This window comes from Maribacter caenipelagi (genome assembly GCF_004364175.1).
Lineage (GTDB): Bacteria > Bacteroidota > Bacteroidia > Flavobacteriales > Flavobacteriaceae > Maribacter > Maribacter caenipelagi.
The window spans coordinates 154,346-171,665 of record NZ_SNZW01000014.1 but is presented as its reverse complement, the minus strand read 5'-3'; the positions used below and the strand labels follow the sequence as shown (position 1 = coordinate 171,665).

General features: G+C 36.0%; 17 protein-coding genes, 1 pseudogene and 1 riboswitch. Of the genes and pseudogenes, 8 read left to right on the top strand and 10 right to left on the bottom strand.

The genetic code is table 11. From position 1 onward, the window contains the following. From thiE to thiH, 3 genes are read left to right on the top strand one after another with little or no spacing between them, the layout of a single operon-like run. The gene (gene thiE, locus DFQ03_RS08700) at positions 1–654 is read left to right on the top strand and encodes a thiamine phosphate synthase (protein WP_133672787.1); all 654 of its coding nucleotides are present in this window, start codon (positions 1–3) and stop codon (positions 652–654) included. Further along, positions 602–1,420, top strand: coding sequence for a thiazole synthase (locus DFQ03_RS08695; RefSeq protein WP_394346265.1), 819 nt, complete (start codon positions 602–604; stop codon positions 1,418–1,420). Before thiE ends, DFQ03_RS08695 begins: the two co-directional genes overlap by 53 nt. 6 nt (positions 1,421–1,426) lie before the next feature. Further along, positions 1,427–2,539, top strand: coding sequence for a 2-iminoacetate synthase ThiH (thiH, locus tag DFQ03_RS08690; protein WP_133672785.1), 1,113 nt, complete (start codon positions 1,427–1,429; stop codon positions 2,537–2,539). A gap of 10 nt (positions 2,540–2,549) precedes the next feature. Here the strand turns inward: thiH and DFQ03_RS08685 are convergent, their stop codons facing one another. Genes DFQ03_RS08685 through DFQ03_RS08665 form a run of 5 tightly spaced genes read right to left on the bottom strand, consistent with a single transcriptional unit; the run spans position 2,550 to position 6,195 of the window. Beyond that, entirely contained in the window at positions 2,550–3,014 is a 465-nt protein-coding gene (locus DFQ03_RS08685; protein WP_133672784.1) for a cupin domain-containing protein, read from the bottom strand. A gap of 7 nt (positions 3,015–3,021) precedes the next feature. Then, positions 3,022–3,759 carry a carboxymuconolactone decarboxylase family protein gene (locus DFQ03_RS08680; protein WP_133672783.1) on the bottom strand — a complete coding sequence of 246 codons (738 nt, stop codon included), beginning with the start codon at positions 3,757–3,759 and terminating at the stop codon, positions 3,022–3,024. A gap of 27 nt (positions 3,760–3,786) precedes the next feature. Further along, positions 3,787–4,260, bottom strand: a complete 474-nt coding sequence (locus DFQ03_RS08675) for a cupin domain-containing protein (RefSeq protein WP_133672782.1) — start codon at positions 4,258–4,260, stop codon at positions 3,787–3,789. Positions 4,261–4,271: 11 nt separating this feature from the next. Then, the gene (locus DFQ03_RS08670; protein WP_133672781.1) at positions 4,272–5,384 is read right to left on the bottom strand and encodes an alpha/beta hydrolase; all 1,113 of its coding nucleotides are present in this window, start codon (positions 5,382–5,384) and stop codon (positions 4,272–4,274) included. A 49-nt stretch (positions 5,385–5,433) separates the two neighbouring features. Then, on the bottom strand, positions 5,434–6,195 hold the full coding sequence (locus tag DFQ03_RS08665; protein ID WP_133672780.1) for a hypothetical protein: 762 nt from the start codon (positions 6,193–6,195) through the stop codon (positions 5,434–5,436). A 150-nt stretch (positions 6,196–6,345) separates the two neighbouring features. On the opposite strand from DFQ03_RS08665, the gene DFQ03_RS08660 reads away from it, so the two are divergent. Then, the gene (locus DFQ03_RS08660) at positions 6,346–7,260 is read left to right on the top strand and encodes a helix-turn-helix domain-containing protein (protein WP_133672779.1); all 915 of its coding nucleotides are present in this window, start codon (positions 6,346–6,348) and stop codon (positions 7,258–7,260) included. 30 nt (positions 7,261–7,290) lie between these two features. Here the strand turns inward: DFQ03_RS08660 and DFQ03_RS08655 are convergent, their stop codons facing one another. From DFQ03_RS08655 to DFQ03_RS08635, 5 genes are all read right to left on the bottom strand, one after another. Then, a complete protein-coding gene (locus DFQ03_RS08655) occupies positions 7,291–8,541 on the bottom strand; it encodes an NAD(P)/FAD-dependent oxidoreductase (protein WP_133672778.1) in 1,251 nt (416 codons plus the stop codon). Between the two features lie 47 nt (positions 8,542–8,588). After that, complete coding sequence (locus tag DFQ03_RS08650) at positions 8,589–8,753, bottom strand: Lacal_2735 family protein (RefSeq protein ID WP_133672777.1); 165 nt, start codon at positions 8,751–8,753, stop codon at positions 8,589–8,591. 239 nt (positions 8,754–8,992) lie between these two features. Beyond that, positions 8,993–9,769, bottom strand: a complete 777-nt coding sequence (locus tag DFQ03_RS08645) for a hypothetical protein (RefSeq protein WP_133672776.1) — start codon at positions 9,767–9,769, stop codon at positions 8,993–8,995. A 103-nt stretch (positions 9,770–9,872) separates the two neighbouring features. Beyond that, positions 9,873–10,769 carry a hypothetical protein gene (locus DFQ03_RS08640; RefSeq protein WP_133672775.1) on the bottom strand — a complete coding sequence of 299 codons (897 nt, stop codon included), beginning with the start codon at positions 10,767–10,769 and terminating at the stop codon, positions 9,873–9,875. A gap of 179 nt (positions 10,770–10,948) precedes the next feature. Continuing rightward, on the bottom strand, positions 10,949–11,686 hold the full coding sequence (locus tag DFQ03_RS08635; RefSeq protein ID WP_262711560.1) for a DUF5995 family protein: 738 nt from the start codon (positions 11,684–11,686) through the stop codon (positions 10,949–10,951). 416 nt (positions 11,687–12,102) lie between these two features. Between DFQ03_RS08635 and DFQ03_RS08630 the strand changes: the two genes are divergently transcribed. The 4 genes and pseudogenes from DFQ03_RS08630 to DFQ03_RS08615 all read left to right on the top strand — a co-directional run bounded on the left by DFQ03_RS08630 (position 12,103) and on the right by DFQ03_RS08615 (position 17,058). Continuing rightward, positions 12,103–12,480: a response regulator gene (locus tag DFQ03_RS08630; protein WP_133672773.1), complete on the top strand. Its 378-nt coding sequence runs from the start codon at positions 12,103–12,105 to the stop codon at positions 12,478–12,480. 727 nt (positions 12,481–13,207) lie between these two features. Then, positions 13,208–13,311: riboswitch (SAM-I-IV-variant riboswitch) on the top strand. Beyond that, positions 13,286–13,600, top strand: a pseudogene (locus DFQ03_RS19055) (Na+/H+ antiporter NhaC family protein); the annotation flags it as partial. (Overlaps the previous riboswitch by 26 nt.) A gap of 311 nt (positions 13,601–13,911) precedes the next feature. Next, positions 13,912–14,772: an outer membrane beta-barrel protein gene (locus DFQ03_RS08620; RefSeq protein WP_133672772.1), complete on the top strand. Its 861-nt coding sequence runs from the start codon at positions 13,912–13,914 to the stop codon at positions 14,770–14,772. A 258-nt stretch (positions 14,773–15,030) separates the two neighbouring features. Beyond that, positions 15,031–17,058, top strand: coding sequence for an NADPH-dependent 2,4-dienoyl-CoA reductase (locus tag DFQ03_RS08615; RefSeq protein WP_133672771.1), 2,028 nt, complete (start codon positions 15,031–15,033; stop codon positions 17,056–17,058). Positions 17,059–17,320: the final 262 nt, after the last annotated feature.

The following is a 17,320-nucleotide window of genomic DNA, read 5'->3' as shown; positions in this document are numbered from 1 at the left end:
ATGATTCCAACATTACATTATATATCACAGGGGAAAACACCAGAAGAGCATTTATATCATATACAAAAAGCCTGTACGGCCGGAGCGGAATTGGTACAACTACGCCTTAAAAAGTTACCTGGTAAGGTGGTATGGGAAACGGCAAAAAAAGCAAGGGAAATCACTGAGAAATATCAAACTAGATTGATAATCAACGATTTTTATAAGATTGCTGCAGCGGTAAAAGCCGATGGTGTTCATTTGGGTAAAACAGATACGTGCCCCACTGTAGCTAGAAAAGAACTTTCTTCTTGGCAGATTATAGGTGGCACTGCCAATACCCTCGAAGATTGTGAAACTTTAATCGATAAGAAAGTGGATTATATAGGTCTGGGTCCTTTTCGATTTACGGAGACCAAAGAAAATTTGAGTCCTGTTTTGGGCTTAAACGGTTACTTGAGCATATTGGAAGAACTGAAAGCAGAAATACCTGTAATTGCCATAGGTGGCATTGTTATGGACGATGTTACAGAAATAATGAAAACCGGTGTTCATGGTATTGCCGTATCGGGTGAAATAACAAGGAATTTCAATACAATATCAGAATTTAAAAAATTGATTAATGGAGGTCCACTTGACGAGCAGCGTTGGATATCCGAAGAAAAAAGAAAATAATATGTTTCAGATAGCGGACAAAAAGTTTAACTCCAGATTGTTTACGGGAACGGGAAAATTCAGTTCATCTATCGTAATGAAAGAAGCTATATTGGCTTCTGAGAGCGAGTTGGTAACAGTGGCATTAAAACGGGTAGATGTTGAAGATAGTCAAGATGATATTTTACGGCATTTAGACCATGCGCATATCAATTTGTTGCCCAATACATCGGGAGTGCGAACGGCAAAAGAAGCGGTATTTGCAGCGCAGTTATCTCGTGAGGCTTTAGAGACCAACTGGGTGAAATTGGAAATTCATCCGGATCCAAAATACCTACTCCCCGACCCTATTGAAACACTTAAAGCGGCTGAGGAACTTGTAAAATTAGGATTTGTTGTTATGCCCTATATACATGCCGATCCCGTTTTATGTAAACGTCTCGAAGAAGTGGGAACACAATGTGTAATGCCATTAGGTGCTCCTATAGGAAGTAACAAAGGCTTAAAAACGCAAGAGTTTTTAGAGATTATCATTGACCAAAGCAATGTGCCCGTAATTGTAGATGCCGGTATTGGTGCGCCATCACATGCTGCCTATGCGATGGAATTAGGTGCAGATGCTGTGTTGGTAAATACGGCGATAGCTGTTTCCCAGAATCCCGTTGAAATGGGCAAAGCGTTTAAAATGGCGGTAGCCGCGGGAAGATTAGCGTATGAAGCAAAGTTGGCGCCGGTAGTCCACAAAAAAGCGGAAGCCAGTAGTCCGTTAACCAGTTTTTTGAATTAAAGTAATATGGGCAGTTTTAAAGACATTTTCGATACCTATAATTGGGACCAAACCATAGAGAGCATTTTCTCTAAAACGGAGCACGATGTATTGCGGGCTTTGGGCAATACGAAAAGAGACTTAGAGGATTTTAAAGCATTGATATCACCTGCCGCCACACCGTATTTGGAGCAAATGGCACAGTTAAGCCGTCAATTGACAAAAAAGAGATTTGGCAATACCATACAAATGTATTCGCCCATGTACTTGAGCAATGAGTGCCAGAATATTTGTACCTATTGCGGCTTTAGCATGACGAACAAAATTCCAAGAAGAACCCTAACGGATGACGAAATCTTAAAGGAAGTAGCTTATATAAAATCTAAAGGTTATGATCATATTTTATTAGTAACTGGGGAGGCAAATAGAACAGTTGGCGTTGATTATATAGATAATGCCTTACAATTGATTCGTTCGCAGTTTGCTAATATCACCATAGAGGTACAACCATTGTTGCAAGATGAATATGAGCAATTGATAGAGAGCGGACTCTATGCAGTTTTGGTTTATCAAGAAACTTATCATAGAGATGAGTATAAAAAACACCATCCGAAGGGCAAAAAATCCAATTTTGATTTTAGACTGGATACTCCCGATCGATTAGGTAAAGCAGGCATTCATAAAATTGGTTTAGGAGCTTTATTTGGGTTGGAAGATTGGCGAGCCGATAGCTTTTTTACAGCCTTGCACTTAAAGTATTTACAGAAGACTTATTGGAAGACGAAATATTCCGTTTCTTTTCCAAGATTACGACCACATTCCGTTGGATTGGAACCGAAGGTAGAAATGACCGATCCTGATCTGGTGCAACTAATCTGTGCATTTAGGTTATTAGATGAAGATGTAGAACTATCCATTTCTACCCGTGAAAGCGAAATCTTTAGAAATAACATTGTCAATTTAGGAATAACCTCAATAAGTGCGGAGTCCAAAACCAATCCCGGTGGGTATTCAGTTGCACCTGAATCTTTAGAACAGTTTGAAATATCTGATGAAAGACCAACAGAAGAAATCACCGCTATGCTAAAATCGCAAGGACTTGATGTGGTTTGGAAAGATTGGGCTAATAATTGGGAATAGACAGCTTACGTTATTTATGATATTCATCATCCGTAACGGGTTGAAACCATTCCGCAGCACCTTGATGACGGTCAGATATGGCAATATGTGCAAACTGGGAATTTGCAGCGGCACCATGCCAGTGTTTTATATTCGGTAAACACTTTACCGTCTCTCCTATGCGTAATATACGTTTGGGTTTTCCTTCCTCCTGATAATAACCTTCACCTTGGGTTACGATTAGTATTTGCCCTGCCGGATGTGAATGCCAATTGGTACGTGCAGCGGGTTCAAAAGTAACCAAACCGGCATACATGGTATTTAAACTGTCCGGCGCTGCCAACATATTTAACCACGCGGTACCTGTAAAATTCGAATTTTCTATTTTAGTCCCTCTTTCAAAAAGTTCAGCTTCTTTTTTACTTTCTTTTGGCGTGTTGCAGGCGGACAAAAATATCAGTAACATGGCAATAGTAAGGTATCCGGAATTTTTCATGGCTGTTTTATTCGGTTCTACTTTTCAATACTTCTTTTAGAATTGTTTTTGTTGCAAGAACATTATCTTCAGTTGTGGTAACCACTAAGGTTTCGGTAAACTCTTTTAATTGTTCGGCTTGCCAGCCCACGTTCAATGATAGGTTTAAGTGGCTTCTTAGCATAGGCTCTAAACTTCCCAAACTTGCAATGACGGAAATGGTCACCAATTCACGTTGTTTATAGGTAAGTACATCGCGCTCAAAAATATCCGCAAATAAATGCTCTTTAAGAAATTTGTCCATTTCAGGTGAAAATTTTTGATACGCTGGTTTTCCATCCAACGGTCGTCCAACCAATTCTTCCAAAATAGCCTTTCCTCGTTCATATTTACTGCTGGAATCGTCAATAGTTGTGGCTTTTGGTCCCCACTCATCTTGTATACCTTTAGCTGTTCTTTCTTCCAGCACTTCTAAAAGTGTTTGCAAACCGCGTATACTTCTTGGGAACCCTGCATAGGCGTACAAGTGAACCAACACCTCTTTAGCTTCATTTACGGTGAGCTTATGATCTAATCCTTCATGGAGAACATCTTTGAGCTGAGATAAATTACCTTGGGCAGTGTGACTTGCAATTTTGATTATACTTTTCTCCTGATCGGATAAAGCATTATCTGATGTTCCTTGTTGCGCTGTAGATTTACAACTAATCAATACTACCACCCAAACCAAAACTGTCGCCGTGCTAAGAATACTTTTTAAATGCATGATAACTTTAATTTCATTATTAATGAATTAGTCCTTCAGTTGATCGGCAACACTATCATAATATTCTTGTGTTACCACTTCGGTCCATGTAGTAGGTTGCCCTCCTCCATAAATCGCTAAATATGTAACATCGCTGTCTTTTGTTGAAGCGTGCCAATGCTCTGTTTCTTTATCACATTTAATGACATCGCCTGCTTTAAGTATCACTGGGGCTTTTCCTCTTTCTTGATAATAGCCTTCACCGTCTACGTAAATAAGAACTTGAGATGTTGAATGTTTATGCCAGTCCAACGTAGAATTTGCCTTAAAAGTGGCTTTGGTAATATTAAAGTCGGTTTCATCATCTGCCTGTAATACACCGTTCAACCAAGCTTCGCCAATATAATGCGTATTTGGTGCCTTAAAGCCCTCGTCTTTGTATGAAGACACTTTGTAGTCCGTATTTTGGGCAAAAATGCAAATAGGAAGCATAAACAGTACTGTTGTAAATAGATTTTTCATTTCTTTTATTTTTAATTTAATTTCTTTTCTTCTAGCCAATTGTACATCACATCGGCAATTTCTTGATTGTTTAAATCGGACATGGGAAAGTGTGTATTTCCCTTGATTCCTATTTCCGGTAACACTACTAAAGTAACGTCACCACCAGCGTCGTTTACGGTTTTTGTCCATTTACGTGCCATGGAAAGGGCGGCACGCCATTGTTCTTGACCAGGGTTTTCAACTTCAGTTTCAGGTATATAATCCCCATAATAAATTACAATAGGAATCTTGGTCAGTTTTTGAAACTCTTCCATAGCAACACCTTTAGCACGTAATATTCCGCCCACATAAGAAATAGGCTCAGGAATGTCTTCTTCTGGAAATACAAAATTACTACCAGGTTCGTACGCTACTATAGCTTTTATACGATCGGTCTTTAGAGCGGCACTCCAACCTTGTCCCCCACTATGGGAATGGGTAACAAGGATTCCGTCGCCAATTTTTCCGAATAATTGAGAAACGGCGTCAACATTAAGATTGATGTTTAAAGGTCCCGTATCTGGAGTACTACGACGGAAGAATTGATTTAAAGCTTCATGGTCCTTAGAAAACTGAACATTCGGATAAAAACGTGTACCCTCGCCCATTCTGAATATGCCGAACCACAGTTGGTCTTCAGTTTTAGCTTCCAATGTTTTTGGTTCTAAGCTTTGTCCTGCCAAACCCCTTCTGGGTTGATCTAATAAATAGACAGGATACCTTTTTTTAAGGAATATACTTTGAAACCCTTCCCTGCCATCTGGAGTGCTTTGCCAAGTTCGCATGGACTGACCGTAGCCGTGCCAAAACACTAGCGGAAGCTTACGCGGTTCTGTAGGAATTTGATAAAATATCGATGCGTGGTCACCATGTAAGGTCTGTCCTTCGGTACTTTGATTTGAAGGATTAAAAGCACCATGGGCAATAGGGTCGAAAGTTCCAGGGCTTTGCTTAACCGAACCACCAACGGCAAAAGTCCCTTGTTTTTGAATAGAAATAATCTCATTCGACTCAACAGGTGTATTTGCGATCTGCTTGTTTTGTTCATTACAGCCAATACATAAAAGTATGCTTGCAAGTACAAATGTATATTTTAGCTTCATGTATCACTTTGTTTATGTAGTCATTTTGATAAGGGTTACACCTTTTTTTTTAAATCTTTCTTTTTGTTGGAAAGCTATAGTTCAATAGTACGCTCCAAGTGAAATCATCATCGGGCAATATTTGGGTGCTTATGCCTTTATTTATAACACCTGTCAACGAAAATGGACATTGCTTTTTACCAATGGTCAAGAACGCTGAGGTATAATATCCAGTTAAATCGTCAGAGGTAAGATAGTAAACTTGTGGTGTAAAATTGATAAAAAACGATTCTGAAATGGGAATTTGACTAAAGGCAGCATTGAGCACCAAAAAATTAGTTTCTTTTACCCCAGCATCAAAGCCGCGACCATATAGATAATACATACCAATACTCGTATGCTTTGATAATTTAAAACTGGGTACCACTTCGGCACCTAAATACCTTCTAGATTCTAAAAGTTCTTCGGTATTGCCGTTTCTAATTACATTTACGGTTCTAAAATTCAGCCCGGGATGCGCCCCTACCCTCAGTGAAAACTTTTCTTTTTCAATCGCCTTATAGCGAAACCAAAAGAGCATAGTCCACGGTTTAGCATCTAGAGAAAAACGCATGTCCGGCTCAAAACTTAACTTCTTTTTGGTAAATTTTAAATCGAACAGCAAAGCGGGATCACCCAAGGAAAAAGAAGGAACCAATGAAACGCCATTATGGGTGATGCTAGCACTTCCTCTAAAATCATCTAAAAACCTATAGTTTTCATCTTTTGCATTTTCCTGTGCATTAGCGGTACTGAATAACAGCAATAACATTAAAGTTACTATCTTTTTCATTCTATGTGATTATAATGTCAAAATTAGACTAAGAAAAAGGGTAGTATACTACCCAAATAACGGATGTTTATACCAAAATTACAGATAATACCTATGTAGCTTGATGATGTGACCGGCAATAGGTTATCTTTATTTTAAATACAATGAGTCGTGAAGAATATTTTAGAAATTAAAACTATTGCAGACTACTTTAAATTAAGAAATTACGAAGTTCTGCATCCTTTGGTAGGTATTGTCGATTTTAAAAAGGTAAACCAATCCGGATATACCAATAAATCGTACGACGGATTTCATTACAGCTGTTATGCTATTTTTTTGAAAGATGCAGTGGGTTGTAAACTTAAGTATGGCGGTAACTCATATGACTATGACGAAGGTACCTTGGTTTTTATGGCGCCCAACCAGACTATTGAACTTGGCGGCTATGAACCGGGTTTTGTACCCAAAGGCTATGCTTTGCTTTTTCACCCAGACCTATTGCTGGGTACAAGTTTGGCAAATAAGATTCACGAATTTAATTTCTTTGCCTATTCAAGTAATGAAGCTTTGCATTTATCCGCAAAAGAGCGAAAACTCATTTTAAGTTTATTGGAAAAAATTCAGTTTGAATTGGAACAGTCAATTGATAAACATAGCAAGAAGCTGATCGTGACGAATATTGAACTATTTTTAGATTACTGCCTTCGTTTTTATGACAGGCAATTCATTACACGTGAAGTGGTGAATAAAGGTGCTTTAGAGAAGTTTGATCATCTACTTTCTCAATATTTTTCATCGGATAAGCCAAAGATTAATGGTTTACCTTCGGTAGCTTATTTTGCGGATGAGTTGCATTTATCATCCAATTATTTTGGGGACTTGGTTAAAAAGGAAACCGGTAAATCTGCCCAAGAATATATTCAAGCTAAATTGATAGATGTAGCTAAGGAAAAAGTATTCGACCCTAACAAATCAGTAAGTGAAATTGCCTATGAACTCGGCTTTAAATATCCACAACATTTTAGCCGTTTGTTCAAACAAAAAGTAGGGCATTCACCAAAGGAATTTAGGGCGACGTTGAATTAAACAGATTAAAAACTATAAGTTTGAAAATCACTATTTAAACAAACCTTCTAAGTTTTCCAGCACTCCTAGTGCAGCATTTTCGCCAGATAGCATTGCGGCATTTAAAGAGCCGTTTAGCTGTAGATCCCCGGCTAAATAAATGGTTTCGGTCAAGCGTGTTTCAGAAGGCGGTACTTCGTATTGCAGTTGGCTCAATTTAGGTAGTGACTTATGTAAGCTGTAGTGTTTTATTAATGTACCAGAAATACCACAAAATTCTTTTAGCTCCTTTTGTATTTGTTCAACAAGGGCTTTTCCAGATAAACGCTGATTATTCACTACCGTTACCGAAAGCAACTCCTTAGCGCCGCTTAACTTGGTTTCAAGACTTGTAAGGTAAAAAATGTTATTGATTAACGAATTGGTTTCTGGAAGAAGACCGATTAATTTTTTATTGATTTTTCTGTTATCGGTTTCAAAATATAAGGTATCGCAACTGCGCCATTCCGTAGCTTGATTCTTTAGATTTCTGATTAATTGACTAGGTTCCGTAGCAACAATCGTAAAATCGCTTTCCAATTTAGTTCCGTTGGCAAGCAGTATTTCTTTTTCGTTAATTGAAGTTACGGCGGTATTGTATTGTATAGAAGTGTTTTGTAACTGACGGACTAATTGCTTGGGAATTTCTTCCATCCCTCCTTTTGGTACTGCCGCATCACCTTCGCCGAACATTTTATAAACAAACTCGAACATTCTACTTGATGTTTCTAGCTGGTCTTCAAGAAAAATTCCACCGAAGAAAGGCTTAAAAAAGTCCCTTATCATATCAGCTGAAAAGCCAAAATTCTTCAAATAAGCAAGGGTGGATTGCTCTTTGGTGGCAAAAATCTCTGAAAGGGATTTATTTTTAAGTTTTGTGTTTAATTGTAAAATTTTCAGTTTGTCGGAAACTGTTCCGATATTTGCGAAAAGCGTTGAGAATATAAGGCTTATATCTCTTAGCGGGTCGCCTATAATGTGCTGTTTTTTATTCTTGAAAATTGCCGCGCCAGGTAAAAATCGTTGTAGTTCTAAAGATTTGAAATTGAGATATTTTTGAGCGGCAGGATAAGCCGTAAGTAGCACTTGAAACCCTTGGTCTAATTGATAACCGTTTATAATATCCGTTTTTACCCTACCTCCTGCTCTTTCAGTTGCTTCAAGAATTATGGGAGAAAATCCGTTTTGTTCTAAAACAGTTGCAGCTATCAATCCGCTAACACCGGCACCAACAATATGTATTTTATAATCCTGCTTATCCATATTTTCGTCCTACGCTTTATTGCTATTCCTAATTTGAAAACGTAAAATTAAGGAAGCTTTTCAATCTTTTTCATTATTTCATCAGCTTCAAAAGCTTTTTGATCACTCATTTTTCTGTTTGTGGTCGATAAGCTATGAGCTTCTTTCAATAATTTTTCATATTGACTTCGCAATTTTTCTTTTTCTGATTTTTTTTTAAATAGTCCGAACATATTTTTTATGTATTAGTGAAGTATGTATCTAGTAATAGATTATACTGTAAAGATACAGAATGTTTAATTATTTTCGTATTTAATTAAACAAAAGTATTATTATGATATGTAGCTAAATACATGTAGTTGCTAATCTACTATGTAAAACTATAGTACGGATTAGCTTAAAATGTGGATACTTAATATGTTTTTGAATTGAACAACATGGATCCGTATTTTAGCAAGTGCTGTATTATCCTTTAAATTACTGTGCCATTGTCTAACCAACGTTGTAACAAACCATCGTTATGGGAAATCGCTACAAGATGAAATATTGTAAAACGTTTAAATACTCTTGATTCTTTTAAAGTTTCCATACAAACTGATACAGGATTGAGGTAGTTGGAATGTATTAGAAATAACTCTCCATTACGTTTTAGCAGGTAACCCACATGTCCCTCATCAAAACCTATAAAATAAAGTCCCTCTTGGGTTAATGCATCTATTTCTTCAAACGCCTTTTCATGAGTTTCTTGTTGCACTTGGCTTATTACCGCGCCACAACTAATCATTTTAGCCTCGTCAATAGGTGATTTTTGAGCCAATTTATATCGATTAATATTTACACCCATATCTCGCAGTGTAGTAGAAATAAAATAACCACATGCAATTTTACCTTCATTAGGCGTAGCTGTATGTCCGCCAAAACTCCAAGGAGTACCATACCAATGAGGTATTATTTTATCTACTAATTGATTGGCAAAAGCTGTTTTAATATGGTCTAAAGAAATAGTACCTAACCTAAGGTCTTCTTTTAATCGCAAACGAAGTTGATCGGTATTTTCTTTAGTACTGGCATAAGAGGCAACAATAGAATCTGATGAAGTATTAAGTAAACATATTTCTTCACCAAAATTCTTAGATTTTTTTACTGACGAAAATATTTGAGTAGTGATATAACTATCCTTCACCTTGTCATCATTAGGTGGTATCTCATTCGAAAAGCCTAAAGAAAGTAGAAGTGAAAAAAGAAGCATAGGTTAGTGTAGATTTAAGTATAAGGCGTTATTATTAGAACGTGTTAATTATGAGTAAATTACATATAAAAAGTTAAAGTTTTATCAAGCTTTTAAGAGAGAATTAGACACTTAAATTTACAGCCCACCATACATCATAATCTCTAGGCACAAGTGGTCTATAACTCTGAAAACCTTGATCTGCAATTCTAAGTCCGCTAATCACACCTTTCTCATCAAATACATAGCTTATGAAAATAAATGAATGTCCGTATGGATCTAGTTTTTTAACGTCGGTACCCTTTACAACCTCTTTATAATCTTCTCTGTAGCGCCAAACTTGCATGAGTGCGCCAGGTTTTAATTTTCCATTCCAAATACCTGTTGAATCGACCAATGTTCCCATACCGGCGTAAGTAATAGCACCGGCATTACCTTTGCCCCTATATGCTTCAGGTAGAGATTGCCAGCTTTCATTTGGTTTTGAAGCAGTAACATAAAGCAAATTAAATACCTGTTTAGAAGTGTATGTAGCAGTGGCCATGCTGTCGGGTAGGTCTTGATAAGGTAAATGACCGTGCACTTCTTTGTACGCGTTTTCAAAACGATTTTTACTTACCGAAAGACAATGACCGCCTGGCTCTTTAATTGGGCTATTGAGATAATTTTGAACTATTCTATTGGCTACTGGGCTATTGTTGGGCAAATTAGACGATATCGCATTCTTCTCTTTTTCTCTAACGGTTTTTTTAAAATCCAATGAATCCTTAGGGTTCGTTGTTGTAAATATATCGGTTGGTTTTAGACTGATATATGAATGGTCATCAAGACCATAATTTTGAATATTAAGTATATCTTTAGCTAAATTATCTTGAACGTGAGCGGCACTATTATCGACTCTTATTATCTCTTCATGCTGATTGTAGTTTTTAGTCGGAGCACAGCCCCAGACAATTAAACCAATTAAAGCATTGTATGTAATTAAGTTTCTTGAAAAAATTTTTAAACTGAAGTGCCTCATCTTACACCTTTTTGAGAATAAGATTTATTAAAGAAATAGTTGTTTGACCTCGTAATATAATTGATTGAGCATAGCTATAAAGATATGCAAATTACACTCTTGCTACTAAGTTAAATAATTGATTAAAATGATAAATTTTAATAGTTCAACATTTTTATTTCACCCAGTATTAAAAACATTTAATCGTCTCGCAATCTAGAAATTACCTTACCTACATTCTTTTCCTCGAACTTTCCAATAAACTTAAGGGTATAGGTTATAAAAGTTGATTTTGGAGATTTGATGAATTCTCCCAATTGTAAAACCGCTAAATCCATATTGCGTATCGCATCATCTTGGTGCCCTACTCCTAAGCCCCAAAGCAAATTGGCATTGTACCATGAAAGCGCTCTGGCTTTACCTAAACTAAAATTGATAATTTCTTCGTCGGTATTTTTTCCGGCAAGATCTAAGAGAAAAAGTAAGGGGGAAACACGGCTAAGGCGGTCTTGCATTTCATTTACAATATTGCCTAAAATAGTATTTACGGTATTGAAATCATTTTCGATTTCCAAAATATCCGTTTGCTGCATTACCATACTGGCAGCCAAACCCAAATCTAGATTTATATGGGTGTTAATACCAAGCATTATATGCTGTAAAATAGTTAACGGTTCATCTTTGGAACCAAAGGCAAATTGCCACGATTTACTGATTGGCGCCTGCTTTTTATACCCGTTATATGCATCAATATAATAGTTGGCAAAGGCAACATCAAAAATTTCCATCCGGGCATTGTCCTCAAAGTTGCCCAACACTATTTCATTTTGAATTTCAGCGGTAACCCTTCTATAGAGATAGGTAAAATAACCAATACGGCTATTTGTTTCAATGGCATCATAAATAAAGATATCCAATTGATCTAGTACTTGCTGTATGGTAGTTGGTCGGCTAATGGTTTTGTATTTTTTACAACACTAAGCTCTTATTTAATTGTAAGAACTTATAATAGTTCTAATTTATTCATTTTAGATCTTTTATGAAGAGATACTATAATTAATTTTCGATTTAACTTATCAAGTATAATAGCGTTTAAGCGTTTTAATAGCTTTTATCTAAAGAACAATAGTAGAAACCAAGAAGGGGTATTTAGCGGAATAGATAATGAGAATATATAGATAAATGGGTCTTTAAATATTTATTTTATTGAGGCCTAATGAATTAAAAAGTTATTTTAGAGGGGTATTTATATGTACCGTAAAAAGCATATTTAAAGACTCTTTCACACCTTTCAACAGAATTAATTTTTCGTTTAGAGACAATAGAATACTTTTCCCCTCTAAACTCAAATAGTATGAAACTCGAACTTGTTATTGTTGATGACTCGCACCTTTGGTTGTCGTTAGCAGAAAAGCTAGCAAAAAATCATCCTTTAGTACATAGTGTACTCACTTTTGAAGATTCTTATGATGCATGGGTACATATACAAATAGCAAAACCACAAGTTGTCATGTCAGATATTGAAATGCCTGGTATGAACGGACTTTCTTTTCTAGAAATGTTCGCAGACCGTTTGCCATTTATATCAAGTTCTACCAAACAAGAATTTGAAGTTGTTGCTAGAGAACTTGGCTGTGTTGATTTTGTAGCCCAACCATTTAGCAAAAGTGAACTTCACCACGCTATAGATTCAGTTTATCATAAAATCTATGGGAAGAAAGTGAGCGCATAACTCTGCAAAATAACTACCTTACAAAATAATACTCAGCCCAAAAATCTTTCGATATGGGTAATATATACTATGTTTAATAAATAAGGGGTTATTACAGTCTCTGCCATAGAGATATATAGATACTGTAAACGAATCACCACTACCGGACTCTTATCATTCTGAAGGTCGCGAATAGGTATATATTAATTCAGAAATATTTGTACCTATAACCATCCCGATAACCGATTCAGACGACCATGATAAGAATATAGCAGTTGTAATTTCTGATTACACACTTACTGTTTCTGATTTTGAAGAAGGAATAAATGTTGATATAGGTTGAGAGATAACAACTGAAGTTCAAAATTCATCTAAAAGTACATCCGAAGAAAAAATAGCTAAAAAGGGTAGCATCAGTTATAGAAACAAAAGCAACTGAAATTCCAATAGCCAAGAAAGCCGAGCTACTACCGGAAACTACTAAAAATCTAGCTGTAGCTATTACAAGTTTTCCTTTACATTGTATTGCGATGTTGGGCGTTTTTAAAGACCCTAATAACAAAAATACAATTGTATAAAAGCTTAAGACTTTGGGCTATCGCAACGAAGCTATGACAATATCATTGTTAACAAACATAAGGTTTTGTTTCTAATGTTAAATATGCTGTTGATTGTTAGTACCCAATCATTTTCAGGAAATTCCCAATAATTTAGTAGAAGGATTTGTAGACTACATTTGCCGCCTTAAAATTGTTATCAAGAATCTCAAAAAAGGAGATAGCAACCTGCAATAACAAGCAAGGTGCTAAATAGATAAGCCAGTCATGCCACCTTGGTAAGTACTATCAATATGGCGATTGCAAATAATAAGGTATCGATCATCATTGCAGGTCCCATTGCTAAAACGATAAATGATGAGTACCATTTAGACAATAAAAATACAGCGTAAATCTTAGATATTTTTGCATGTATAATTCAAGGGCTACTTCCCTACGGTGCTCAGGTTTTAATGATTTTAAGCTTCTCAGATGGGAAAATCGATTATTTAGATTTGGTAAGTAATACGTGGTATCTACTGCTTTTATTTGTTTATACGTTATTGTTTATCGGTCTTAAGTACCAAAAAAGAGCTAGATATTAAACTAAAAATGAATTATCAATTCCCAATAAATTGCATTAAAATCCGCACTGAGGTTCTTGGGTTGATTAATTAGCAATACCTAGGGTAAAATAAAGTATAGATTTCAAACAGAGTGTTAAACAATACGCATAGATAAAAGAATTTTCCTTAAAAAAGTAATTTTGATAAACTTATTAAAATCACACACTAAAATTTTTAGTAAAATACATTATATATCATGTAATGTTTTGATTGTCAGTATTTAATGTGGTTTTGATTTTAATCTAAGTAATAGTAGTTTTAATCAATTATCAAATTTTACATCATTTATTATGAAACATTTAAGCGCTGTTTGTGCAGCTGTTTTATTTAGCACGATATCTTATGGTCAATTGCAGGTTTCTGCAAGTTCAGGATTAGCAATTGGTAGTGCAACCATGAAATTAGGAGAACGAGTTAATGCTTCTGACACCGAGAACTCATACGGTAGTTATGGGGAAGGCGTAAATTTTCAATTAAGAGGGACCTATTTTTTTGATGAATCTTTTGGTGTTGATTTAGGTGTTGGTTACTTAAAAGGTACAGACCAAGACGTATCAATTGTTGATTTACCAAGTAAAGAAGTAAATGCAATAGCAAGAGCACGTGCATTCGGTGCTTCAGCTTCTATGGTATATAAGTTTACCAATAATATTTATGGTCGTTTTGGAGCATTATTAAAATTAGGAGGAAAAACTGAGGGAGTTATCTACCAAAAATCTGTTTTCTCTGAAGCTGAGGCAGAAGCTTTTGGTGTTCCAAATGGTTCGTATTCTGAGACAAATTACAAAGAAGATTTTCACGGACATTTTCCTTTAGGTTTCGTAGGTGCACTTGGTTATAAGTATGATTTAGATTCTAATTTCAGTCTTTTTGCAGAAGTAGAGTATTATGGTATTAGTTTAAAGCGTAAAGATTCTGAAATTTCAGAATTTAATACCGATGTTAAACTTCCTGATGGAACTGTTGCTGTTAGTGGTTTATATACTATTGATAATTTACCAGAAGGCATAAATAGAAATACTACATATGTAGACGAGTTATCTAATACTAATACGGATACTACTCAAGAACTATCTCAAAAAGTACCTTATTCTTCATTTGGTTTAAACATTGGTGTTACCTATAAATTTGCAAAGGCAAATAAAGAGTAATCTTTTAGTTATTTAAAAATTTAACCCCTATTGAAACAATAGTTTCAATAGGGGTTTTTTATAGCAGTTAAGTAATGATCATATACCATTTAATTCAACTGAATATAATATGTCACAGTTGTTCGTCCAGTTTTTATTTTGGAAGACCCTGTAGTGCTTTATGGTAAAAAATAATATCAACTAAAGAGTTGTTCAATTTTTTAAACGTATCTTGAACTATTATGCATGCATAGTAAATTCACTTAAATAATTAGTAAGATGACCAAGTACAAGCATATTTTTGAGCCTTTGGATTTAGGATTTACCACCCTTAAGAATCGAATTTTAATGGGTTCAATGCATACCGGATTAGAAGAGGAAAAAAATGGTATAGATAAAATAGCGACGTATTATGCCGAACGCGCTAAGGGCGGAGTCGGATTAATTGTAACCGGTGGAATAGCGCCCAATGTACAGGGTTGGACAGGTCCTTTTTCTGCACGTATGAGTACTAAAAAACATGCGAAACACCATAAGATCATTACTGATGCCGTACACAAAGAAGGTGGTAAAATTTGTATGCAGATACTACATGCTGGTCGTTATGGCTATCACCCTTTTGCAGTGGCACCATCTGCTATAAAGTCCCCCATCTCCCCTTTTAAACCATTTAAGCTCAACCAATCTGGTATTAATCGTACCATACGTGATTTTGTGAATTCTGCCAAACTTTCTAAACTAGCTGGTTATGACGGGGTAGAGATTATGGGATCTGAAGGCTATTTGATTAATCAATTTATTACAGAAAGAACAAATAAACGTACCGATACTTATGGTGGTAGCTATGAAAATCGAATGCGTTTACCTATAGAATTGGTGCGCCAAACACGTGAAGCCGTCGGTAATGAGTTTATTATTATCTATCGCTTGTCAATGCTAGATTTGGTAGAAAAAGGTAGCTCTTGGCAAGAAGTGGTTGCATTAGGTAAAGAAATTGAAAAAGCGGGAGCAACAATCATAAATACAGGTATTGGCTGGCATGAGGCACGCATACCAACTATTGCAACATCGGTACCTAGAGCGGCATTTACTTGGGTGACCAAAAAGATGAAAGAAGAATTAACGATTCCGTTAATTACCTCTAATAGAATAAATATGCCCGAAACTGCTGAAAAAGTTTTAGCGGAGGGTCAGGCAGACATGGTTTCAATGGCAAGACCATTTTTAGCAGATCCAGAGTGGGTAAATAAGGCTAAGGCAAATAAGGCAGATGAGATAAATACCTGTATTGGTTGCAATCAAGCCTGTTTAGACCATGTTTTTGAACGTAAAGTTGCAAGTTGTTTGGTTAATCCGCGTGCATGTCATGAAACCGAACTTAATTATAAACTGACAGAAACAAAGAAAAGAATAGCCGTTGTAGGTGCTGGTCCGGCAGGTTTGGCAGCTTCAACAATAGCAGCACAACGTGGTCATGATGTTACACTTTTTGATAGCGAAGAAGAAACTGGCGGACAATTTAACCTAGCTAAGCAAATACCAGGTAAAGAAGAATTTTACGAAACAATTCGCTATTTTAATAAGCAACTAGAGCTGCATAATGTAACTGTAAAATTGAAAACTAGAGTAACTGCAGAAGACTTGAAAAATGGCAATTTTGATGAAGTTATAGTTGCGACTGGAATAAAACCAAGAACTCCGAAAATTGAGGGTATTGACCACCCAAAAGTCCTCAATTATATAGATGTATTAAAATTAAGAAAACCGGTTGGTAAGCGTGTTGCTGTTATTGGTGCAGGCGGAATCGGTTTTGACGTCTCTGAATATTTAGCCCATGAAGGAGAAAGTACAGCTCTAAATATTGATGCTTGGCTTAAAGAATGGGGAATTGATAAGACTTTAGAAGCTCGTAGTGGCATTGAGAATATACAGGCAGAAGTACATCCGTCACCAAGAGAGATTTTCATGTTTAAGCGTAGCAAAGGTAAGTTTGGAGGCAATCTTGGCAAAACCACTGGTTGGATCCATCGATCTACATTAAAAAAGAAAAATGTACAGTTTATTAATGAAGTGCAGTATACCAAGATTGATGATGAAGGTTTGCATTATAGCCAAAATGACGAGCAAAAAATACTAGAAGTAGATACTATTATTATTTGTGCAGGGCAGTTACCCTTTAAAGAGCTGTTAGAGCCATTACAGGCAAAAGGGATAAAAGTACATGTAATTGGTGGTGCAGATGTTGCGGCAGAATTAGATGCTAAACGAGCCATAAATCAAGCTTGTAGATTAGCCGCCGAAATTTGATGTATTTTAAACATCCGAAGGTGCTAAATTATAATGAATTAAGTGTCACAATTGCTAGCGCATAACGCTGTATTGACTGATTTGAACTTTTGAATGAAATCAGGTAACCAAAAATGTTTGCGGATTTTGGGTGTGCCTATCAATAATTGACGATGCATATATCTGCAGTTATATATTGAGAATCTAAAATGGATTAAATGTCTATGATAGTAAACAGAATTATGAAATTTAAAATAGCATTTAACCTTTTTGAAAAAAGAAT

Coding starts and splice junctions, on each gene's coding strand:
- thiE (WP_133672787.1), top strand. CDS start 1: ATGATTCCAACATTACATTATATATCACAGGGGAAAACACCAGAAGAG.
- DFQ03_RS08695 (WP_394346265.1), top strand. CDS start 602: ATGGAGGTCCACTTGACGAGCAGCGTTGGATATCCGAAGAAAAAAGAA.
- thiH (WP_133672785.1), top strand. CDS start 1,427: ATGGGCAGTTTTAAAGACATTTTCGATACCTATAATTGGGACCAAACC.
- DFQ03_RS08685 (WP_133672784.1), bottom strand. CDS start 3,014: ATGAAAAATTCCGGATACCTTACTATTGCCATGTTACTGATATTTTTG.
- DFQ03_RS08680 (WP_133672783.1), bottom strand. CDS start 3,759: ATGCATTTAAAAAGTATTCTTAGCACGGCGACAGTTTTGGTTTGGGTG.
- DFQ03_RS08675 (WP_133672782.1), bottom strand. CDS start 4,260: ATGAAAAATCTATTTACAACAGTACTGTTTATGCTTCCTATTTGCATT.
- DFQ03_RS08670 (WP_133672781.1), bottom strand. CDS start 5,384: ATGAAGCTAAAATATACATTTGTACTTGCAAGCATACTTTTATGTATT.
- DFQ03_RS08665 (WP_133672780.1), bottom strand. CDS start 6,195: ATGAAAAAGATAGTAACTTTAATGTTATTGCTGTTATTCAGTACCGCT.
- DFQ03_RS08655 (WP_133672778.1), bottom strand. CDS start 8,541: ATGGATAAGCAGGATTATAAAATACATATTGTTGGTGCCGGTGTTAGC.
- DFQ03_RS08650 (WP_133672777.1), bottom strand. CDS start 8,753: ATGTTCGGACTATTTAAAAAAAAATCAGAAAAAGAAAAATTGCGAAGT.
- DFQ03_RS08645 (WP_133672776.1), bottom strand. CDS start 9,769: ATGCTTCTTTTTTCACTTCTACTTTCTTTAGGCTTTTCGAATGAGATA.
- DFQ03_RS08640 (WP_133672775.1), bottom strand. CDS start 10,769: ATGAGGCACTTCAGTTTAAAAATTTTTTCAAGAAACTTAATTACATAC.
- DFQ03_RS08630 (WP_133672773.1), top strand. CDS start 12,103: ATGAAACTCGAACTTGTTATTGTTGATGACTCGCACCTTTGGTTGTCG.
- DFQ03_RS08620 (WP_133672772.1), top strand. CDS start 13,912: ATGAAACATTTAAGCGCTGTTTGTGCAGCTGTTTTATTTAGCACGATA.
- DFQ03_RS08615 (WP_133672771.1), top strand. CDS start 15,031: ATGACCAAGTACAAGCATATTTTTGAGCCTTTGGATTTAGGATTTACC.